Annotated in this window: 17 protein-coding genes; 6 read left to right on the forward strand and 11 right to left on the reverse strand. The window is 48.8% G+C overall.

Features of this window, described 5'->3' with window-relative positions:
• Window positions 1–4 precede the first annotated feature (4 nt).
• The 3 genes from CR205_RS16190 to CR205_RS16200 form a co-directional block, all read right to left on the reverse strand.
• A complete protein-coding gene (locus CR205_RS16190) occupies window positions 5–982 on the reverse strand; it encodes an SDR family oxidoreductase (RefSeq protein WP_110521187.1) in 978 nt (325 codons plus the stop codon).
• Window positions 983–1,317: 335 nt separating this feature from the next.
• Window positions 1,318–2,742: an argininosuccinate lyase gene (gene argH / locus CR205_RS16195; protein ID WP_161524815.1), complete on the reverse strand. Its 1,425-nt coding sequence runs from the start codon at window positions 2,740–2,742 to the stop codon at window positions 1,318–1,320.
• 428 nt (window positions 2,743–3,170) lie between these two features.
• Window positions 3,171–6,722: a gamma-glutamyltransferase gene (locus tag CR205_RS16200; RefSeq protein ID WP_110521189.1), complete on the reverse strand. Its 3,552-nt coding sequence runs from the start codon at window positions 6,720–6,722 to the stop codon at window positions 3,171–3,173.
• Between the two features lie 361 nt (window positions 6,723–7,083).
• Between CR205_RS16200 and CR205_RS16205 the strand changes: the two genes are divergently transcribed.
• The gene (locus tag CR205_RS16205) at window positions 7,084–8,274 is read left to right on the forward strand and encodes a M14 family metallopeptidase (RefSeq protein ID WP_110521190.1); all 1,191 of its coding nucleotides are present in this window, start codon (window positions 7,084–7,086) and stop codon (window positions 8,272–8,274) included.
• Between the two features lie 165 nt (window positions 8,275–8,439).
• Here the strand turns inward: CR205_RS16205 and CR205_RS16210 are convergent, their stop codons facing one another.
• The 6 genes from CR205_RS16210 to CR205_RS16235 all read right to left on the reverse strand — a co-directional run bounded on the left by CR205_RS16210 (window position 8,440) and on the right by CR205_RS16235 (window position 13,966).
• Window positions 8,440–9,078: a bifunctional 4-hydroxy-2-oxoglutarate aldolase/2-dehydro-3-deoxy-phosphogluconate aldolase gene (locus tag CR205_RS16210; RefSeq protein ID WP_110521191.1), complete on the reverse strand. Its 639-nt coding sequence runs from the start codon at window positions 9,076–9,078 to the stop codon at window positions 8,440–8,442.
• An 18-nt stretch (window positions 9,079–9,096) separates the two neighbouring features.
• Window positions 9,097–10,056 carry a sugar kinase gene (locus CR205_RS16215; RefSeq protein ID WP_110521192.1) on the reverse strand — a complete coding sequence of 320 codons (960 nt, stop codon included), beginning with the start codon at window positions 10,054–10,056 and terminating at the stop codon, window positions 9,097–9,099.
• A gap of 11 nt (window positions 10,057–10,067) precedes the next feature.
• Window positions 10,068–11,576 (reverse strand): tripartite tricarboxylate transporter permease, encoded by a 1,509-nt coding sequence (locus CR205_RS16220; protein WP_110521193.1) that lies wholly within the window; start codon window positions 11,574–11,576, stop codon window positions 10,068–10,070.
• A gap of 21 nt (window positions 11,577–11,597) precedes the next feature.
• Window positions 11,598–12,038: a tripartite tricarboxylate transporter TctB family protein gene (locus CR205_RS16225; RefSeq protein ID WP_110521194.1), complete on the reverse strand. Its 441-nt coding sequence runs from the start codon at window positions 12,036–12,038 to the stop codon at window positions 11,598–11,600.
• 69 nt (window positions 12,039–12,107) lie between these two features.
• Entirely contained in the window at window positions 12,108–13,124 is a 1,017-nt protein-coding gene (locus CR205_RS16230; protein WP_110521195.1) for a tripartite tricarboxylate transporter substrate binding protein, read from the reverse strand.
• Between the two features lie 86 nt (window positions 13,125–13,210).
• Window positions 13,211–13,966: an IclR family transcriptional regulator gene (locus CR205_RS16235; RefSeq protein ID WP_110521196.1), complete on the reverse strand. Its 756-nt coding sequence runs from the start codon at window positions 13,964–13,966 to the stop codon at window positions 13,211–13,213.
• Between the two features lie 529 nt (window positions 13,967–14,495).
• On the opposite strand from CR205_RS16235, the gene CR205_RS16240 reads away from it, so the two are divergent.
• The 5 genes from CR205_RS16240 to treR all read left to right on the forward strand — a co-directional run bounded on the left by CR205_RS16240 (window position 14,496) and on the right by treR (window position 19,062).
• Window positions 14,496–15,752: an ABC transporter substrate-binding protein gene (locus tag CR205_RS16240; protein ID WP_110521561.1), complete on the forward strand. Its 1,257-nt coding sequence runs from the start codon at window positions 14,496–14,498 to the stop codon at window positions 15,750–15,752.
• A gap of 116 nt (window positions 15,753–15,868) precedes the next feature.
• Window positions 15,869–16,741: a carbohydrate ABC transporter permease gene (locus tag CR205_RS16245; protein ID WP_110521197.1), complete on the forward strand. Its 873-nt coding sequence runs from the start codon at window positions 15,869–15,871 to the stop codon at window positions 16,739–16,741.
• Window positions 16,741–17,574 carry a carbohydrate ABC transporter permease gene (locus CR205_RS16250; protein WP_110521198.1) on the forward strand — a complete coding sequence of 278 codons (834 nt, stop codon included), beginning with the start codon at window positions 16,741–16,743 and terminating at the stop codon, window positions 17,572–17,574. Before CR205_RS16245 ends, CR205_RS16250 begins: the two co-directional genes overlap by 1 nt.
• 116 nt (window positions 17,575–17,690) lie before the next feature.
• Complete coding sequence (locus CR205_RS20745) at window positions 17,691–18,323, forward strand: YesL family protein (protein WP_268877433.1); 633 nt, start codon at window positions 17,691–17,693, stop codon at window positions 18,321–18,323.
• Window positions 18,324–18,354: 31 nt separating this feature from the next.
• Complete coding sequence (treR, locus tag CR205_RS16260; protein WP_110521200.1) at window positions 18,355–19,062, forward strand: trehalose operon repressor; 708 nt, start codon at window positions 18,355–18,357, stop codon at window positions 19,060–19,062.
• A gap of 258 nt (window positions 19,063–19,320) precedes the next feature.
• On the opposite strand, the gene CR205_RS16265 is transcribed toward treR, so the two are convergent.
• The gene (locus CR205_RS16265; RefSeq protein ID WP_110521201.1) at window positions 19,321–20,178 is read right to left on the reverse strand and encodes an alpha/beta fold hydrolase; all 858 of its coding nucleotides are present in this window, start codon (window positions 20,176–20,178) and stop codon (window positions 19,321–19,323) included.
• 50 nt (window positions 20,179–20,228) lie between these two features.
• Window positions 20,229–21,131 (reverse strand): ABC transporter permease, encoded by a 903-nt coding sequence (locus CR205_RS16270; RefSeq protein ID WP_236634870.1) that lies wholly within the window; start codon window positions 21,129–21,131, stop codon window positions 20,229–20,231.
• Window positions 21,132–21,144: the final 13 nt, after the last annotated feature.

Consider the following 21,144-nt stretch of genomic DNA (forward strand, 5'->3'; position numbering starts at 1 on the left):
CCCCTTATCCTGTCGTTGTGACTTTAAACGTCTGTCTGTACCATGCCATCGTCCGTTCAATGCCTTCGGTCAATCTGGTCTGCGGTGAAAATCCGAGCATTCTTTCTGCTCTTGAGATGTCCGCCCGTGAATGGGTTATATCTCCTGCCCTTGCCCCGCTGTATTCCGGCTGGATTCGAATGCCTGCGAGACGCTCGACGGTCCGGTAAAGCTGCATGATGGACACGAACTGCCCTGAAGCGATGTTAAACACCTGACCCGCTGTTTCAGGTCCCGACAGGCAGGCACGGATATTGGCCTGAATCACATCGTCGAGGTAAACAAAGTCCCTCGTCTGACTGCCGCCTCCATGCACGATCGGGGCACGGCCTGAAAGCAGAGACTTGAGAAATACGGGAATGACAGACGAGTAGGCGGAATGAGGATTCTGGCGCGGCCCGAACACATTAAAATAGCGCAGGCCCACCGTTTCCATCCCGTACAGGTTAGAATACTGCCTCGCATACAGTTCATTGACTTTTTTTGTTGCGGCATAAGGAGAAAGGGGCTGAAGGGGCTTGTTTTCATGAACCGGCTTACGTCCCCCGTCCCCGTATACAGCAGATGAAGAAGCGTATACAAATTTTCTTACGCCCTCATCACGGGCCGCATCCAGAAGGTTCAGTGTTCCTCTGACGTTGACTTCGTCGTAGAGCAGCGGTTCGTCCATCGACTGGGGCACCGACCCCCTCGCCGCGTGGTGAAGAACGTAATCGACGCCTTCCACCGCATCACGGCAGGCTTCCGGGTCCCGGATATCCCCATGGATAAATGTGACATTCTCACTCTCCGAAAGTTCCCTTACTGTGTCCGGCGAACCGTTGGACATATCGTCGAGCAAAACGACTTCGTGTCCCTTTCTTGAAAGATACCACGCCAGTCCGGAACCAATAAAACCCGCTCCTCCGGTGACTAAAAAACGAGCATTTTCAGGAATGATCATCGCTTTTTTACTCCTTCCACGTTTCTTATTACGAACGACTGAGCTAAAAAAAAGACTATGTATGACGTCCCTGCTGCTGAAATTTTAGGCACAATGTCTCTTAAGGTCTGGTACTAATCATGTTTTTTCAAGTTTAACATAAGATGCCAATTTGACATCGTTAAATTCAGTTTTTTCAGAAAAATGGTACTTTTTGATGAAAAAGCCGAATTATTACTATGTACTATGTCAGTCGGGGTGAATATTGGTACTTTTTACTAGGTAAAAGGGATTATATATCTGTCTTTTACAGTACAGGGAGTGAGCACACTCCCCGATTTTTGTCGTTCATTTTCCTAATGGCAGCCCCGGAGTGTGTCGAGGGAGTGTGCGGTCTGCTTCATATGAAGGTCAGCTTTCTGCAGCTGCCTGTCGGCTTCCGCCGGTGCCGGCCCACCGGGAATGGTACGGGAGTTGATAAAGGCTGCCGGGTCAGTCATGCGGAAGTACTGTTCATCGTTAATCGTAATGTCTTTGCCGGAGATTTTTGATGCTGCTTTTTCCAGTTCCTTTGCGAGCCCCGGGTCCGCTGGTGTTTTTCCCTGATCGTAAATGTTCTTGACAAAGAACGACACGATTTTGTGCGCGATACGAAAAGTCAGGCTGTGCTCCCTGACCAGGGTGTCGGCAATTTCCGTGGATGTTGAAAAGCTCCGCTTACAGCGGTCATAGAGAATTTTACGGTTGAAATCGGCATGTGCTGTAACTTCAGCAAGCAGTTCAACAGACGTTACTGCATGACTGAATCCATCAAATAGTGACGGCTGAATGTCATCACCGATATCCACGATATCTCCGAGCGGCACATTTCTTAAAAAATCCGGAATCCCCCTCAACTGCGCCGTACTTCTGCTGATCTGCGCACGGGTATGTTCAAGAGCGGACGGGTTGCGCTTTTGCGGCATCACGCTGGAGATCTGCACGAGTCGGTCATCGAGCCTCAGTGCTCCTGATTCGTTACTTGCCATCCCCATGAGGTCGTGTACAAACCGGGACAGCGTGGCGAGGGAAATCGTCAGGATTCCCCCTATTTCGACCATATAATCAGCGGCACTGACGGCATCATACGAATTACCCATAATACGTGCAAAACCGAGCTCTCTGCACATGAAATCACGGTCAATTTTAAAGCCTGTGGTCGATAATGCGACTGCACCCATAGGACTTTCATTGATACGGTCGTAGAGAGCGAGTGCCCGGTCGCAGTCCCTGCTGAGGCCTGCTTCCACTGCCAGAAGGTAGTGGGCAAGCGTCGTCGGCTGTGCCTGCTGGCCGTGCGTGTACGCGGGCATGATTGTGGTTATATGCTGCCTTGCCTGGAGTGTGATCTGTTTTCTGAGGTGGAGGAGCGCTTCCACCCACTCGAGCAGGCGGTCCCTCCAGAACATCCGGTACATGGCCGCATCCATATCGTTTCGGCTGAAGGCTACGTGAAGGTTGCCTGCCGTTTCCGGCCCGAGCCTGTTTTCCAGTTCGTTTTCAAGCATGAAAAAGAGGTCCTCGAATCGGGGGTCATAGGTGTCCGCGAATGTGCTCTGGTTCTGCATAATATTCTTAAGTTCGGTGATGAGCTTGGATCCGTCTTTTTCGTCAATGATCCTGCAGTTGATGAGCATCTGAACGTGCGCAAGGTTTATTTTCAGAATGCAGGGCAGAAAATGGGCCCGGGTAAACCGGAAACCCGGTTCAAGAATATGACGGATATAGACTTCATTTTTCATCGAGTCGTACACACCCCTTTCTGGGTATGTTATGTGGGTTTGTGTTAAGTGGGGACGGTTCTCGTGTGGCATTTTTGGTGGGTGGTTTTTTTGGGGGGTGTGGTCAGACTGCTTCAGGCTGCGTTAAAGGTAGTTCGTTTTGTTTTAGAGTGGTTCGCAGCACAATTAGGGTGGTTCATTTCATTTTAAGGTGGTTCAAAAAGTTTTAGAGTGGTTCGGCTTGTCGGCATGTCGAATTGCTTCGACCTAATGATTGTATGCCGTCTGAAATTTCACTTATAAAGTTCGAGGTATTTTCTTCACTTTTGAACCGCCCCCACTTCACATGAAAAAAGCCGGATTGCCTGTAACAGAGGCAATCCGGCTTTCGTTTTGGTTCAGTTTTGCTTTAATGTGAGCCCTGGTTTTGCAACGTGAGAACCGTCCCCCTATTGCAGGAGTTGTTGTCTGACGGTTTCGCTGATGGCGTCAGGTCCGCCGAGAATATAGAAATTGAGCGTGTTTCGCTGATCGATCAGCTCCAGTACCTGGTCAGGCACTTCGTTTGTTCTGACGAGCATAATCGGTGCGCTGTTTTTCGCAGCCAGTGCGGAACCGCTGAGCGCATCGGCAAAGTTGCTGCCGGTAGCCATGTACGCTTTTGCCGATGGAATATTGAAGTAGTTCACGACTTCGACAGCCGTTTCGTAACGGTTTTCACCGGCTGCTCTTTCAGGGGCCGGCAGTTGGGCTTTCACTTCGCTGCTGACTGCTGCTTCGCCGCCGACAACGAGCGTGCGGTTAAATTCCCCTGCGTACTCGCCCACGCCGTCACTGAGACGGTCGGTACGGGTCAGGAGAATCGGACTGCCGTTCAATGCGGCGTACGGAGCGACTGATAACGCATCCGGGAAGTTCTGGCCGTTTGCGACCACCACCTGATCAAACTCGCTTCCACCCAGATCCATCACGCGCTCGGCGATTTCCACTGACGTATCAAAGCGATTTTCACCGGCAATTCTGTCCGTATTATAGCCTGCGTCTGCGAGTTCCTGCTCCACCGCAGGCGATATGGCATTTTCGCCGCCGAGGATCGTAATGGTATCAGCACCAAGTCTTTCGATTTCATCAAACGTCTCCTCGTGAAGCTGATTCGGATTCGTAAGGAGAACAGGTGCATCATACTGATGGGCTAACGGTGAGCCTGCCAGTGCATCTGAAAAGCTGTCTGAACGTGCAAGAACAACGTGATTGGCACCGTCATTCCAACCTTCTCTGGAAATTTCGACAGCTGTGGCAATCCGGTGGTCACCGAAAATCCGCTCTACAGTCGGAAGCGGCTCCATGGACTGCACCATCGCACTTCCGCCTCCGCGGCGTGTCGGTTCAGCTGCCGGCCGTACTTTTCCGTCTTCAAGAAACTCAATCGCTGTCACTGCCCCGATTCCCTGCGTCGCTGTGACTGCCTGGAAACGGTGACCCATGCCTTCAAGTGCGCCGACAGTTTCCTGGAGTTCTTCGTTATCCTCCCAGAAAATCTGCTCGTACTCCGCCAGACCATTGAAGTTGTTTCGCTGGTTGATGCGCGGTTCAGCGATCGCTTCATTGATCGGCATACCGAATTCGAGGTTGTTAAGCATCACCTGAAGCACGGTCGTAAGAATTGTGTCGCTTCCCGGTGCCCCAAGGGTGAGAACCGGATTACCGTCTTCCATCACCAAAGTCGGCGACATACTGCTCATGGATCGCATCCCCGGTCTCGGATAGTTCGGGTGGTTCGGCGGCTGTACCGGAATCCGACCGTAAAGGGCATTGTTTAACAGGAAGCCGCGGTCAGGAACAACCATGCCGTTACCGCCGATGGACACGATCGTAGACGTGTAGCTGACCACGTTTCCGTCACGGTCACTCACGGACAGATGAATCGTGGACTCGTCTGCGCCCATCTCTTCTTCATCCATATACAGTTCTTCTTTTTCCATAAGTTCGAGGTGTTCTTTTTCAAAATGAATCACTTCGGCATCCTCTTCAGCCTGCGAGGAGTCTGGTGAGGATACAGGTTTACCCGGTGTTCCCTGCGCGTCACTGTATTCAACCTCGCCGAGGTCCTCAACGAGTACGTTATCAAGGTTGAACGTGACGTCGTTCAGCTGGGTGAAGTTGATCGCGCTTAACAGGAAGCGGCCGCGCGGGTCGGCAATGATGTCGTTGTCCGCAAGCGTGTAATCAAACATCCACTCGTCCGGCTCGTCTTCATCAGCGTTCCATAGACTTGCTTTCAGGACGTTACCTTCCACCCGGAAACGAAGATCCTTCCAGTCTGTATCCATATCAAGATCAGCTGTATCAAGGGTGCGGAGTGTTGAATTAACGGACGTATAAAGAATAAGCTCGTTCGTATTCAGGTTCACTTCAACCCCGTAGCCGTTGACCGGAAGCGAGGATCCGGAGCGCCAGACATCGGCCTGGAGCCAGAACCGGAGGCGCTGATTCTGCCCGACATTGTCCGTTTTGAAACGGGTCGTCAGCTCGGCATTCTGGATCGCGTCCATCGTGGCCGTTGCACGGCCGTATGCGCTTCCCCGATCCGGATGGCGTGCGTTTACGAGCATCTGCCCCGTGTTGTCCTGAAGCGTAATTTCAGAGTCAAACGGACTGCTCGTTGGTCCAGTATCGAGGCGGTGGAATTTGTCGAGTGCCCACAAATCCCCGTCTTCGCCTTCAAAATCGTACTGGAGTGCCGGTCCGTCAGCCGGCGGTTCTTCAGGCCAGCGGTCAGGGTCCTCTTCATACGGCCAAGGATTTCCCGGTGCCACCTGCCCTACGTCAGCGAGGTTATCATCGATTTGCCAGCGCCGCTCCTCGGCAAAGCCTTTCGACGTGAGCCCCGTTACCGGGATGTCCGTAAAGGCCGGATCCCCGATGTACTCCCGCCTGTCTGCAAAAGAAAGGCGGGTTGCTTCGAGATAATAATGAAGCGCCTGTACACGCGGCATGTCGGAGAGGGCGTAATGTTCAAGCATGTTCAGCGTCTGTCCGATTGTAGCGCCGCCGCTTGAGGAAGGCGGGGCACCGTACACGTCATAATCCCGGTACGTCGTATGGACCGGTTCGGACGTGAGCGCTTCGTAATTGCTCAGATCATCCAGTGTCATTTCCCCCGGCAGCACGCCGAACTCCTCTTCCCAGAGGCTGCTCATAGCAGAAAAGTCCGGATCGTCAACGACCGGCGGGTTGTTCACTGTATCGATGATGTCCTCTGCAATTTCGCCTTCATAAAGGATACTCGCACCATGCTCGCCGATCAGGCGGTACGTTTCTGCCAGATCCGGGTTCGTGAAGATGTCTCCAGCTTCCGGGAGATTCCCGTCTTCGTCAAAATACAGTTCCTTCGTCGGTTCGAACAAGGCAAAGCGCGCCGAATTCGATGTGAGCTCACGTACGAAGTTGCTGTCCACCTGGAAGCCATCTTCTGCAATTTCACGGGCCGGCTCCAGGACTTCCGCCATCGTCATTGTTCCGTAGTTTTCCAGTGCTTCCTCCCAAGCTTTGACGGCACCTGGCACAGAGGTTACCATCCCGTTGGTGATACGCACCGCTTCCGGGTAAACGAGACCGGTGTCCGGATTGATCAGCACGTCAGGGCCAAACGCCTGTGTTGCCTGCGACCGATTGTCGATCGATATGTACTCGTCCTCTTCTGCGAGGTACACAAGCATCATGCCGCCCCCGCCGATTCCGCCTGAAAATGGCCGCGTCACACCCTGGGCCGCTGCTGCCGCAATGGCTGCATCAACGGCGTTCCCCCCCTGCTCGAGGATATGCATCGCTGCTGCTGATGCCTGTGGATCCTCTGTTGCCGCAGCACCTCCGTAGCCGGTTACCGAGTCTTCCTGATCTTTCATAAAATCCGCGTAACCGCTGCCGGGAAATACAAGCGTTCCAGCAACCATCACCCCGGCCAGTGCCGAGGAAAGCAGTTTCTTCTGCCTTCGTTTCATTATTGTCTTCCTCCCTTTTGCTTACATAATTTTACGAATATTTTAACTTTATCACACATATTTCGGGAGCGGAAATAAGTGCAGGTAATAGGTATATAAGACATAGTTATATGTAGGCTTGATGTCCTGCAGGTGTTTTGGGTGCCTTGCGGGGGTGCCGTGTGGGGACGGTTCTCACGTTGCATCGGGCCGGGTCACATGCCTTGCGGGGGCTGGCATTTCGTTTGCAGGGGCGGTATTCGATCGCTGTTCTCACGGAATGCGGAAATGTCACGTGAGAACCGTCCCCGCTTAACATAAACCAGCTGCTTTGTTCATATGATTGCAGGAGGCAAAGTACGGTGAAAGGCGGGGGATAGCGGTGAACATCATGGTACGTCGCGGAGACAGCTTCTGGTATTACAGCCAGCTGTTTAATATATCTTTAATGCTGATTGAAGATTCCAATCCGGATACAAACCCCGGTGCACTGCAGATCGGACAGGTGGTCCGTATTCCAGGTTATTATGTCAGCACCTATACCGTTCAGTCAGGCGATTCATTCTGGACCATTTCACGGCGGCGGGGCATCAACATCGACACGTTTTTTCTCTTAAATCAGCGGATTAACCCGGCTGCGCTGCAGATTGGTCAGACTCTCAATGTTCCGGTACGGGTGGAGAGCACGCTCGTGCAGGGAAAAAGAGAATATGGCTATAGCGCACTGATGAATGATCTACGGCAGCTTGTGGAAATTTATCCGTTTTTGGTGAAAAGGACGATCGGGAATTCGGTGATGGGAAAAGAAATCGTCGAACTGCAGGTGGGCCGCGGGGATAAGCGGGTTCATATGAACGCCTCTTTTCATGCCCACGAATGGATTACTACACCCATCCTGATGCAGACGTTAAACGAGTATTTGCTGGCAGTCTCGAACCGCGGAGCCATTCGCGGACTTTTCATGCCGGATCTTTACCAGTCCACCACGCTCTCTCTCGTTCCGAACGTGAATCCGGACGGTGTCGATCTACTTATTGAAGGTCTCCCGGAAGAGGAGCCGTACCGGAGCGACGTGCTTGACATAAACGATGGATCTACTGATTTCTCCGGCTGGAAAGCCAACATCAGAGGGGTGGATTTGAACAACCAGTACCCGGCTTTATGGGAGGAGGAAGCGGAACAGAAGCCCCCTGCGCCGGCGCCCCGGGACTTCCCCGGCTACGAGCCGCTTACGGAACCGGAAGCGATTGCCATGGCTGATCTCACAGAAGAAGGAAATTTTGACCGGGTCCTTGCCTTTCACACCCAGGGCAAGGTAATCTTCTGGGGTTTTCAGGGGCTTGAACCACCGGAAGCTGAGACGATCGTGCTTGAGTTTCAGCGTGTAAGTGGATTTGAGCCGATTCAGTACGTGGAGAGCTACGCGGGCTACAAAGACTGGTTCATCCAGGAATGGCAGCGCCCCGGCTACACAGTTGAACTGGGGCTGGGAGAGAATCCTCTTCCCATTGAACAATTTGATGAAATGTACGAAGAAAATCTCGGCATCTTCCTCGCAGCCTTGTATATGTGAAGCGGGTATGTGAAGCGGGGACGGTTCTTACTTTGCATTTTTACCTTAATTTAATGAAGAATCACAAATAAGCCGCTATGCTCGTTGAGCATAGCGGCTTGTTTTGCCAATTTTTTCACATCCTATCTAATTAAATGCAAAGTGAGAACCGTCCCCACTTAACATTCACCGGGCTTCCTGGACTTTGTTAACAAATTGTCTGGCCAGGTTTTCCAGGCCATCCCAGTCACCTGCTGCGATGAGGTCTTTTTTCACGAGGGACCCGCCAATCCCGGCTGCGACGGAGCCTGCCTTAATGAATTCTCCTACATTATCAAGGTTCACTCCGCCGGTCGGCATTTTCGGAATATCACCAAGGGGGGCATTTACATCCTTAATGAAGCCCGGTCCCAGCGTGCTTGCAGGAAACACTTTAACAATATCGGCACCCCATACATAGGCCTGATGGATTTCAGTAGGCGTAAACACACCAGGAATCATAATTTTTCCCTGCTCCTTTGTATACTCAACGGTTTCCCGGTCAAGAATCGGAGCAAAGATAAAGTCCGCTCCTGCCTCCAAGGCTTTCTCTGCCTGTTCTTTATTCACGACTGTGCCTGCGCCGATAACAGCCTCGTCACTGTATTTCCCTTTCAGTCTGCGGATGGTTTCATAAGCATCGTCTGAATCAACCGTGACCTCAATACCGGTTACACCTCCCCGGACAAAAGCACCTGTGAGGGCATCTGCTTTATCCGGATCCACCTTCCGCACGACCGCTACAATTCCGGACGCCAGTAATCGTCCAAGTAAAACATTACTCATTCTCCCCACCTCCATTATTTATCTCACTACATCACTGTTTGTGCCTTTAAACGCTTCAATTTCCTTTTTTGTCGGGAGACCTTCAATGTCTCCCTCAACAGTCACTACCATCGCACCGATCGCAGCCCCTTGTTCAACGGCTTCACGCAACGTTTTGCCTTCAAGCACTCCTGAAAGGACACCTGCTGCAAACCCGTCACCTGCACCAATCGGATCCACTACCTTGTCTACTTTAAAACTTTCAACAAACCCTCTATCCCCGTCGCCTTCAGCAAAATAGATACCTTCAGCACCTTTTTTCAGCACCACCTGGTCCGCACCGGCATCCAGGCTTCTCTCGATCATCTCCTCCGGGTTGTCTGTTCCAAACAGATACTGCGCCTCTTCGTAACCAGGCATAAACAGATCCGCCTCTTTGGCAATCTGGAGCAAAAGTTCCTTGTGATCAGGATATTTCTGAAGGATTTTCAGCCTCAGATTCGGGTCAAAAGAAACGTAAATACCATTCTCTTTTGCATAGCGCAGCACTTCGAGTGTCATTTCCCGGCAGCTCTCACTCAAAAACGGCGTAATACCGCTCAGGTGAATGACCTTCGCTTTTTTTACGTAGTCCCAGTCCACATGCTCGGGGCTCATCCGGCTTGCGGCTGACCCTTCACGGTAATAATATACCTGGTTCGAGCCCTCCCGTACCCGTTCCTTAATATAGAGGCCGGTTGGTGCTTCAGAGGTGCGGGTCACTCTCGAAGTGTCCACCCCCTCCCCTCTGATCGCATTTACCACATACGTTCCGAGCTCTTCATCGCCTACTCTGCTCATCCACCCGGCCTGGTGGCCGAGACGGCTGACGCCAATGGCGACGTTCGATTCCGCCCCGCCAAACCGTTTATTAAACTGACTCACATATCTCAAAGGTCCTTTTCCCGCAGGATCAAAAATAACCATTGTCTCTCCAAAAGTAATTAAATCCGGCTGCATCCTACATCCTCCTAGCTGTCTGCTGCTTTCGATTCTTTCCGGTGTTTCAGATATCTGAAGACAATCGGCGCAATCATAGACAATACGGCAAGCACAATCAGTGTCGCTGCAATCGGACGGGTCATAAAGATGGCGTAGCTTCCTTCAGACATGACGAGCGAGCGCCTCATTTCACTTTCCGCCATCGGTCCGAGAATTAAAGCAAGGACGAGCGGAGAAGCAGGGAAACCGTACTTTTTCATGAAATAGCCGATAATTCCAAACACGAGCATCACGTAAACGTCAAAATAATTATTGCTGATCGCATAAGCACCTACGATACTCAGTACAATGATCGTCGGAAGTAACACTCGCTTCGGCACGAGCAGCACTTTTGTAAATAGCCTCACACCGAGGAGACCAAAGATCACCACGAGAATCGCTGCCAGAAACATTCCAGCGAAAAGGGTGTATACCATTTCGGCATTTTCCACGAAAAGCATTGGTCCAGGGTTCATGCCGTGAATCATCAAAGCACCGAGCAGAACCGCTGCCACCGCGTCACCCGGGATACCCAGTGTGAGCAGAGGTACCATGGCGCCTCCGGTAACCCCGTTATTTGCCGCTTCTGCAGAGGCGATCCCCTTTGGATTACCTTTTCCAAAAGAATCTTTCTCTTCTTTTTTTGAAAAACGCTTCGCTTCATTGTAGGAGACGAACGCAGCGATATCCGCCCCCGCCCCAGGAACGGAGCCGATAAACGTTCCGATAAAAGAAGAACGGATCACAGAAATCCAGATTACCTTCAGCTCTCTGAATTTTGGAAGCAGATAGTTCGCCACCACGTTTTTCGTCCGCTCCTGAACTTTCAAATGCTTTTCAATCTGATAGAGTGCCTCAGCTACTGCAAACAGTCCGATCATGACAGGGATAAAGGAAATCCCGCTCAGTAATGTCGGCTGGTCAAAGGTAAAACGGGGGTAACTGGTCATTGGATCCATACCGACAGTGGCAATGATGAGACCGAACACACCGACGGTCAGTCCCTTGAGGACCGATTTTCCCGAAATACTTGAAATGATACTCAGGCCGAATAAGGCCAGAGCAAACGATTCAGGGGCACTGAAATTCAGCGCGACCGTGGACAGCTGGGGAGAAATCAGTGTCAGCATGAGCGTACTGATCAGCCCCCCTGCCCCTGAGGCAATTGCCGCTATCGCCAGTGCTTTTCCCGCGTAGCCTGCCTGGGTCATCGGATAGCCATCCAGAGCTGTAGCAGCGGATGCCGGTGTACCCGGCGTGTTCAAAAGGATGGCTGCAATCGACCCACCGTAAATGGAGCCGAAATACACGGCAATCAAAAGGACAATGCCTCCTACAGCATCCATACCGAGGGAAATGGGCAGAAAGAGGGCAACCCCCATCGTTGCCGTCAGCCCCGGAAGTGAGCCAATCATGATACCGGCAAGCACCCCAAGAATGATCAGAATCAGAATGTTAAATTGAAACGCCTGGCCAAAACCGTGAATCATTAAATCCATCTGGTAAACCTCCTTTCTCCCCTAAAACAGCAGACCATCCGGAAGAGGAACATTAAATAAAAATCTGAATACGGAATAAGTCACCAGAGACAGCGCGACTGCTGTGACCCCTCTGAAAACAATGGAGGAGCCGGAAAGCAGTGTCACCATCACAAAGGCCGCTGCAACTGTTGTGACAAAAAAGCCGATCTGCGGAATGAGAAGAATATAGACTATCAATGTCAGAATAAATCCTAAGAATGTAAGTAACTGTGTCTTATTAAAAGGATCCTGTTTTTCCCCTTCCGGATTCACAAAAATGAGTCCGGCTGCCAAAATAACCAGAAGAACGGAAAGTGCCTGAGGGAAAAAGGCAGACCCAGGTCCCGCACCTGCCTGATCAGGAAAGCTGCTTGCCAGTACCCAGACGGCAGCGGAAAACAGAATCAGGATGATACCAATGACGCGGTTCGACGTAAGCATGCTGCTGCCTCCTTTTCCTAAAAGGATGACAAGACCAGAGCGGGCCCTGGTCTTGTCGTTTATTTATAATTACTCAAGATCAAGTGTCGGAATCAGTTCACCAAACAGAGCATCCTGCTCTTCAAGAAGATCACGGAAACCTTGTGGATCCTCATAACGGTAGCCAAGATCCAGGTCCTCAAGCGTTTCAATAAAGCGCTCATCTTCTGCTGCTGCTGCAAATGCCTCTTCAAGAGCGTTTACTGTGCCTTCAGGTGTGCCTTCCGGTACAGCCATTCCTCTCCATGTACCGATAGAGAGATCGACGCCTGATTCTTCAAGAGTCGGGACATCCGGGTACGCATCGAGGCGTTCTTCTGCCATAACGGCAAGGATTTCAAGTTCACCGGCTTCCACCTGGGAGCTCACTTCCGCAGCACTTACAGTTACCGCATCAATGTGCCCGCCTAGAAGAGCGGTAATGGCCGGCGCTGCACCATCAAATGGAACGTGGTTGTACTGGCTGTCAATTTCCTGTTCAAGAGCGGCGGCCGCCAGATGCCAGATAGCACCGGTTCCTGAGTTGCCGATCTGAATGCCGCTTTCGTTCTGGGACGCTTCAATAAAATCATCGATTGTTTCCCACTCAGAATCGGCCGGTACAGTAATGGCTGCAGCATCTTCGTTTAGAAGAGAGACCGGGATAAAGTCTTCATGTGTAAACTGGGCAAGACCGGAATGCGGCAGTGTAAGCAGTTCAACTGTGACCATCGTTACGGTATGACCGTCAGGGTCTGCTGCCGCCCCTTCCTGCATTCCTACTGCCCCGCCTCCACCTTCACGGTTGAGCACAGAGACTGTTTCTCCCAGCTCTTCCTCGGCAATATCAGCAAACGAACGTGCGACTGCATCTGTTCCACCGCCGGCAGCGTATGGGACGATAATGTCGACAGAGCCTTCAGGAAAATCCGTTTCCTCTGCCTCATCACTCTGATCCCCGCCATTGCCATTTTCCTGCTGTGTCTCTTCTGCTTCATCTCCACACGCCGCAAGCAGTACCGCTGTGGACGCTGCACCAAAAAGTGCTGTTCTTAACCCTTTGTTCATTATCATTACCTCCTGTTTTTTGTTTCGTTCCTTATTGCGGAACAGTGTTCCAATATTAGGGAAGGAAGAATCGTCTTCCTGTTTTGTTAAGAAGAATAGCCGAGCTTTCTGGAAATGGTCATAGCCGCTTCTTTAATCATCGGAATGATTTTTTCCAGACGTTCATCACTCATCCGGCTAACGGGCCCGGTCATACTGATCGCGTGTCGGACAATGCCGTTATGCTCAAAAATAGGTGCAGCCACACAGCGTATACCTTCTTCGTGCTCTTCATTATCCATTGCATAGCCATTTTTACGGATCAGTGCTGTTTCTTTCAGAAAATCTTCTTTCGTCGTGATCGTGTAAGGTGTAAACCTTTTCATTTCTGTGCGGGCAAAATACCTTTCGTACTCCTCTGGTGAAAAGTAGGCTGCTATCGCTTTTCCAACACCCGTACAGTGGATCGGGGCTCTTTTTCCTGTCTGGGAATAAATACGGATCGTGGTCGCATTGGCTTCCACCTTATCAATGTAGACAAGTTCCATATCGTCCAGCATAACCAGGTGGGTAATTTCGGATGTCTCCTTGGTTAACTCTCTTAAAATCGGATTGGCAAGCGAGACGATATCCAGATTTTCAACTACTGTATGGTTCATCTCCAGGAACTTCAGGCCGAGTTCATAGATTCCATCGGTCCGTCCTGTTTTTACATAATCGTGTTTCTGCAGTGTTTTAACCAGCCGGTGAACGGTACTCTTTGCCGTTCCAAGCTTATTGGACAGCTCAGTAATACCAAGTCCATCCGGGGCTTTCTTAAGATGCTCCAGAATTTCCAGAGCACGGTCAACAGATTGCACCATCGGCATGCCTCCCATTTTGCCGCTCACGCCGTTCCACTATAGGGAACATCATTTCTTATAGCGGAATGTTGGTTCCATTATAGGAAAGCGTTTTCAGTTTGTCAAGAGGTTGGTTGCTAAGTGGGGACGGTTCTCATGTTGCATTATGGCAGGATCGTTCGTTTATAGAAGACGGTTAAAGAAATGCAAAGTGAGAACCGTCCCCATTTAACCTTCCCACCTAATTTCCCACCCTTCTCTCATTTTGTCACGCGAGAACCGTCCCTGCCTATCACTTCCAAAATAAAACTTTTAAATTTTTGTTGATTTTTGAAATTATTTGGCGTAACATAGCACCTAACGTTGTATAGACAGCTTTTGTATAGACAGATCTGAAATATTCAGAGTTTTCCCAAATGTAAGCGCGCGCAACGGAAAGTTCTGGGTACGTTTGTCTTTCTGTCAAACCGACATAATTAGCGTTTCAGGGGATTTTTTTACATCATTATGAAAGCGCTTAATTTATTCAAAAAAAAGGGGATGCTTAATGATGAAAGCAAGTAAGAGTTTATGGGGAAGTCTGCTGCTGGTACCGTTTCTATTAACAGCATGCGGTGAAGATGATTCAGGGGAAAACGGTCTTGATGAAGAGGCTGAATCAGCTGGAGAACGTATTACAATTTTCCAGGATAAAGTTGAGATCTCTGATCAACTGGAAGAACTGGCTGCAGAATATACGGAGGAAACTGGGGTTGAAGTTGAAGTTTGGGGTACGACGGGTTCAGATTACTTCCAGCAGCTTCAGGTAAGATTGAACAGTAATCAGGGGCCTTCCATTTTCAGTATTCAGCAATACACGGAACTTGAGCGAATTCACAGCTATGCATATGACATGAGTGATGAAGATTACGTTCAGTATATTGCACAGGATATGGAGCTGGAATACGAGGGAAACATCTACGGTGTACCATACGGGCTTGAAGGCTTTGGACTTGTCTACAACAAAGATCTCGTTGACCCTTCTGAAGTAACAGACTATGAATCATTTGTTCAGACGCTTCAGAGATTCGAAGATGAAGATATTAATGGAATAAGTCTTGCAGATAACTCTTTCTTTATGATTGGTCATTTAAGTAACTACCCATTCTCACTGCAGGATGACAATTATGAATTTGTCCAGCAGCTTAACAACGGTGAAATCAGTCTTACAGATTATGAGGAATTCCAGGAGCTGGGACTCTTTATGGAAGCAATTCGCGATTATGCACCAAACCCGATGGAAGTTTCCTATGATCGTCAGATTGGAGATTTCGCAACTGGCCAGACTGCCATGATTCACCAGGGGAACTGGGCCGCCCCAATGTTTGATGACTACGAACTTGATTTTGAAATAGGTATGATGCCATTTCCACTTAGCGGAAATGACAAACTGGCTGTTGGTGTAGCGAGCAGCTGGGTTATTAATAATGATAAAAGTGACGAGGAAATTCAGGCAGCAAACGATTTCCTTGAATGGATGTTTACAAGCGAACGTGGTCACGAGTACATTGTTGAAGAATTCGAATTCGTACCAGCTCTGACCAATATTGAAGCAGATAACCTGGATCCTTTGTCACAGGAGGTTCTCGATGCAGCTAACGCCGAGCAGACACTTCCTTGGTCACATATCTACTACCCGGCAAACTCGGTACGAAATAACCTGCTCCCTCCTACAGAAGAATTCTTCCTTGATGACAGCATTACACCGGAAGAATACATCGAAAATCTCGATGAAGCATGGGATGTTGCTGCTGAGGAAGATGAATAATACCATCCTGACAAGTTAAAACAGATAAAAACCAGTACCCTGCCTGCAAGCCCGGGGCAGGGTATCTTTATAGCGTGAAATAAAGTGAGTTATTTACTCTAAGGAAGAGGGATTCTATGAAACAGAAAAATACCGGCTGGTATCTGCTTTTTACCGCGCCACTTATTATTATCTTTGCCCTCGTGGTGCTGGTTCCGTTCGTCATGGGATTCTATTATTCTTTTTTCCGATGGGACGGGATTTCCGCTAACCCAATGACGTTCATTGGTCTTAGTAACTACACAGCCCTAATGGGTGATGAAGATTTTTATACATCAGCCTGGCTGACAATAAAATTCACAATTATGGCAGTAGTTGCCGTCAACGTACTCGGTCTTGGGCTCGCTCTACTGGTAACTTCGAAACTTAAAACCGTCAACTACGCGAGAGCGATGTTTTTTATGCCGAACCTTATTGGCGGCCTCATTCTGGGTTACATCTGGCAGTTTATTTTTTCTGATGCCTTCCGTGTACTAGGAGAGAATTTCGGTTTTGAGTCCATCTTCCGTAATTGGCTGCTTGATTCATCTTTAGCCATGTATGCACTTGTCATTGTTTTCACCTGGCAAATGGCCGGCTACATGATGGTAATCTATATTGCTGGAATTCAAGGGATTCCCGGAGATACCATTGAAGCCGCAAAAATTGACGGGGCTAACTCCTGGCAACGACTCAAGAGTGTTATTATGCCATTGCTAATGCCATCATTTACAATTTGTTTATTTCTTACACTCTCATTCAGTTTTAAGATCTATGACGTAAACCTGTCATTAACAGATGGCGGACCTGTTGGATCAACGGAACTTTTTGCGCTTCATATTTATAATGAGATTTTCGGATACAGTAACTACGGATACGGTCAGGCGAAAGCAGTTGTATTCTTCCTGCTGATCGGTGCTGTCACTCTGACTCAAGTATATATCACCAAAAAAAGGGAGGTTGAAATGTAATGAAGGTCTCAAAGTACTTTAAAGAGATTCTGCTTTTAGTTTCGGCAATTATATTTCTCTCTCCTGTCTACATTATGTTCGTCAATTCATTTAAAACACGCGGGGAACTCTATGAAAGTGTCTTGGCCCTCCCAGAAAGTTTCAGTCTGCAATATTATTTAGAAGCAATTGATAGAATGAATTTTTATAATGCATTATGGAACTCGTTTTATATTACAGTGATCTCTATTTTGTTCCTGGTTATTCTTTCGTCAATGACGGCATGGATGCTTGCAAGAACAAATAACACAATCAGTAAAGTTATTTTTATGACTTTCATTGCAACTATGCTGATTCCCTTTCAGACCATCATGATGCCTCTCATTCAATTTATGAGCCAAATTATGTCTGTAACAGGACTGCCGATGCTGAATACTCATGGTGGACTGATATTCATGCACATTGGATTTAACTCGGCCCTGTCAGTATTTTTGTATCACGGATTTGTCAGCACGATTCCAAAATCATTGGAAGAAGCAGCTATCATCGATGGCTGTAATAAGTTCACCCTGTTCTGGAAGATCGTATTCCCAATGCTTAAGCCAATTACTGTTACAGTTATGATCCTGAACGTAATCCAGATCTGGAATGACTTCCTTCTTCCATCACTCGTACTCACAGATACCAGTTTACGGACTATTCCACTGACCACGTTCTATTTCTTTGGTCAATTTACCATTCAGTGGAACCTTGCTATGGCCGGTTTGACCCTAACCATAATTCCGATCATTATTTTCTATTTATTTGCTCAGAAACATATCATTAAAGGAATCGGCGAAGGTGCTGTAAAATAATCATAAGACAGGTGGTAAACGTTTTACTGATTTACCACCTGTTTTACAAACAAAGAGGTGTAATTATGCGATTCTCGGGCTTTTCCCATCTAATCGTTCAAATAGCCAACTGGATTATGAAATTTTCATTGATCAACCTTCTATGGGTTATAATTAACGGACCTTTCGCTGTAATCACTATCATCATGCTTTCCACCGGTTCGTTTATGGAAATGCTTGTTCCTCTGACCTTACTTATGATTTTAACAGCATTTTTGCTGTTCCCTAGTACCACTGCACTTTTTGCAATAACGCGTGAATGGATAATGGAATCTGAACAATCGTCACTGTTAAAAAGGTATTGGGCTCTTATACGTGAAAATTACCGGACAAGTTTTCGGGCGGGGAGCGTGTATGCTTTTATCTGGGCTGTCTGGTTCCTGGACTACCAGTACCTTTCATCAGTAAACGATTTACTGGGAATGATTTTGATCATTGCAGGCATCCTTCTTTTTGTAAATACCGTGGTTTTTTTCTGCTTCCACTCCCATTACAGGATGCCGATGAAAAAGCTGTTTTCAAATTCCTTGCTGGTTACTTTAGGCAGCCCGGTTATGCTGCTCGGAACGATTGTACTCGGGACCTCCTTCGTTTATTTTACTGCTAGATTTCCAGTCGTTTTTATTTTCTTCACCGGATCCGTTTTTGCCTACTTATCATTCTATCTGTTTTTCCGGTATACACTCAGTGTGAATCGCCGGACAGCTTAACCGACACTGTTTTAGTCAAAGGAGATTTTTTATGGAAAGCAAGTACATGGTGATTTATACCGATATTGTGGAACAAATAAGGCGTAAAAAGTATAAAGCAAAAAAAACCTTACCCTCTGAGCATGATCTTATGGAAATTTACAGTACCTCAAGGGAAACAGTCCGGAAAGGACTGAACCTTCTTGCCCAGCATGGCTTTATCCAAAAAGTTCGTGGTAAAGGCTCGGTTGTACTTGGTTCTGACAAAATTGATTTTCCAGTCTCAGGTCTTGTATCGTTTAAGGAACTTGCCAAAAAAATGGGAAAAACTCACCGGACGGTCGTGCAGCATTTATCCTGCGAGCACCCGACAGAAAACACGATGAACCATTTGAATATCAAAAAAAACGATGAAATCTGGGTAGTTAAACGTTCGAGGGAAATTGACGGAGAAAAGATCATTTACGATAAAGATTACATCAATAAAGCTTATGTGGAGCATTTGACAGAGGAGATTTGTGAGAATTCGATCTATGAATATCTTGAAAAAGAGCTGAACTTGAAAATCAGCTTTGCCAAGAAGGAAATCACCGTACGCAAGCCGGATGAGGAAGAAAAAGCATACATCGATTTGAACGGGGAAAATAATGTGGTTATCGTACGAAACTATGTTTATCTTAGTGATGCAAGTCTCTTTCAGTATACAGAATCCAGCCACAGACCCGATAAATTCCAGTTCGTTGATTTTGCAAGGAGATAGCATAAAATGGGGACGGTTCTCAGGTGGCATTTTACCCTGAAAATCTATACCCTTTTGATTATTTTTGCAGCTGTACGATCCCCGTCCCTGCATTTCAACACACCTTCTTTAAGCCGCTCTGCTCTTAAGCAAAGCGGCTTTTCCTTTACTAACTGCAACACGATTTGAATGGACTCTGATCTCTTCTTCTTTCTCCTGTTCCTCTCAACTTACAGATGCCACGTGAGAACCGTCCCCACCTAACCTCCCGGTCTAGTCTCATTTTGTAACGCGGGAACCGTCCCCACTTCGCACTTTGAGGAAATCTCTTACGAGGCTGAGATATTTTTCATTTTCTTCAACCTGGGGTGAGTGGCCGCTGTTTTCAAAGATTACATAAGTGGCATCCTGGACGTTGGCGGCAATTTTATCTGAGCAAACGACGGGGGTGACCCAGTCATGGCGACCGACCGTAACGAGCACGGGCACCTGGATCTCCTTAAGCCGTCCTGTCAGATCATATTCGGGCTTATTATACCGGAACGCATAGTTGTGAGTTTCATGACGGAAGTAGATATTCTCAAGGCGTTCCTTCGCTTTTTCTTCATCATACTCCACCGTATACAGCGGGAGAATCGCACCGAACATCCGCTTGAGTTCCTCATCGGAATGTACTTTTCCTTCAAACAGCCTGTAAATATCGTCCTCACTAATGTTGGCCAGGTCACTGTTCAGCGCCCGGTCGATGGACAACTGATTGAACTCACTGCTCGCGGCAGTGTCCCGAAGCATCACATGTGTTACATTTTGCGGATAACGAAGCACATACTCAAGTGTTAGAAATCCACCGTATGAGCCGCCGAGAATACGGATCGGCCCGTTCACAAGTTCCTTTCGCATCGCTTCAATGTCGGCAGTCCACTGCTCGTGAGTAAACGGCGGTTTCCCTTCCGAGCGCCCCGATCCTCTCATATCCATAAACACAAGCCGGTACTCATCACCGAGCGGGGAAAAGGACTGTATATCCCCGCGGCAGTCCCCGATTCCCGGGGCTCCGTGAATAAAGAAAATCGTTTCGCCTTCCGGGTTTCCGTGAATTTCATAATAAAGCTCGTTTCCGTTAACCGTCATTCGCATTGTTTTCCCTCCGTCCCTGCAGGGCGCAGAGCCCCGCCAGATTACCAATGTTATTTCTTCACGTACTTCGGATCAAGCGCATCCCGGAGACCGTCACCAAGCATGTTGTACGCCAGCACGATCAGGGTGATCGCCATGCCGGGCAGAATACCGAGGATCGGTGCTGTCCAGATATACTGCTGGGCGTTCTGAAGCATGTTGCCCCACGTCGGCGTTGGCGGCTGAATGCCCAGACCAAGGTAACTGATTGCACTCTCGGTTAATATCGCCCAGGCGATACACAGTGTGGCTGCCACAATGATTGTCGGAATGATCTGCGGAATCACGTAACGAAACAGCGTCCTGAAGCGCGTTGCCCCCGACGACCTTGCCGCTTCCACAAATTCGTACTCTTTCCATTTCAGTGTTTCTCCGTAAACAACTCTGGTGATTTCCATCCATGAGGAGATGGCAATTACGACTACCACCATGACCGGGTTCGTCCCGAGAACAGTAAGGGCAACCAGAACGAAAAAGAAGTTCGGGATCGCCATCATCGCTTCGGTGAACCGCATCAGCACAGCCTCGACTGCTTTACCGAAAAAGCCTGCACTCGCTCCGATCAGGACGCCGATCAGGACGGAAAACACCATGGAGGTCAGGCCAACCAGGAGGGTCACCTGACCGCCGTGAAGCATTCTCGCAAACACATCCCGGCCGATGTTATCTGTTCCCATCGGATGCTGTAGCGACCAGCCCGCAAGGCCCCCGGCCGTAGTCAGGGCCTCGGGGTCCACCCGCCAGAAAAGGGGGCCGAGAAACACGACAAGATGAACAGCTACAATAAACCAAAGCGATACAAAAGCCACTTTATTTTTTCTTAACCTCCGGAACACGGTCGATTTAACAGGAGGCGCTTTCTGTTCGGGATGAGCAGGCGCCATTCCCCGGGGGTCTGCAGCAGGTTCTGCCATTACGTTTCACCTC

Origin of the sequence: Alteribacter lacisalsi (genome assembly GCF_003226345.1) — a bacterium.
GTDB classification, from domain to species: Bacteria; Bacillota; Bacilli; order Bacillales; family Salisediminibacteriaceae; genus Alteribacter; species Alteribacter lacisalsi.

Excerpts from the sequence above, each read along its gene's own strand:
- CR205_RS16190 (WP_110521187.1), bottom strand. The coding sequence starts at position 982 with ATGATCATTCCTGAAAATGCTCGTTTTTTAGTCACCGGAGGAGCGGGT.
- CR205_RS16265 (WP_110521201.1), bottom strand. The coding sequence starts at position 20,178 with ATGCGAATGACGGTTAACGGAAACGAGCTTTATTATGAAATTCACGGA.
- CR205_RS16235 (WP_110521196.1), bottom strand. The coding sequence starts at position 13,966 with ATGGTGCAATCTGTTGACCGTGCTCTGGAAATTCTGGAGCATCTTAAG.
- CR205_RS16245 (WP_110521197.1), top strand. The coding sequence starts at position 15,869 with ATGAAACAGAAAAATACCGGCTGGTATCTGCTTTTTACCGCGCCACTT.
- CR205_RS20745 (WP_268877433.1), top strand. The coding sequence starts at position 17,691 with ATGAAATTTTCATTGATCAACCTTCTATGGGTTATAATTAACGGACCT.
- CR205_RS16230 (WP_110521195.1), bottom strand. The coding sequence starts at position 13,124 with ATGAACAAAGGGTTAAGAACAGCACTTTTTGGTGCAGCGTCCACAGCG.
- treR (WP_110521200.1), top strand. The coding sequence starts at position 18,355 with ATGGAAAGCAAGTACATGGTGATTTATACCGATATTGTGGAACAAATA.
- CR205_RS16200 (WP_110521189.1), bottom strand. The coding sequence starts at position 6,722 with ATGAAACGAAGGCAGAAGAAACTGCTTTCCTCGGCACTGGCCGGGGTG.
- CR205_RS16220 (WP_110521193.1), bottom strand. The coding sequence starts at position 11,576 with ATGGATTTAATGATTCACGGTTTTGGCCAGGCGTTTCAATTTAACATT.
- CR205_RS16215 (WP_110521192.1), bottom strand. The coding sequence starts at position 10,056 with ATGCAGCCGGATTTAATTACTTTTGGAGAGACAATGGTTATTTTTGAT.
- CR205_RS16210 (WP_110521191.1), bottom strand. The coding sequence starts at position 9,078 with ATGAGTAATGTTTTACTTGGACGATTACTGGCGTCCGGAATTGTAGCG.
- CR205_RS16270 (WP_236634870.1), bottom strand. The coding sequence starts at position 21,131 with ATGGCAGAACCTGCTGCAGACCCCCGGGGAATGGCGCCTGCTCATCCC.
- CR205_RS16240 (WP_110521561.1), top strand. The coding sequence starts at position 14,496 with ATGAAAGCAAGTAAGAGTTTATGGGGAAGTCTGCTGCTGGTACCGTTT.
- CR205_RS16225 (WP_110521194.1), bottom strand. The coding sequence starts at position 12,038 with ATGCTTACGTCGAACCGCGTCATTGGTATCATCCTGATTCTGTTTTCC.
- CR205_RS16250 (WP_110521198.1), top strand. The coding sequence starts at position 16,741 with ATGAAGGTCTCAAAGTACTTTAAAGAGATTCTGCTTTTAGTTTCGGCA.
- argH (WP_161524815.1), bottom strand. The coding sequence starts at position 2,742 with ATGAAAAATGAAGTCTATATCCGTCATATTCTTGAACCGGGTTTCCGG.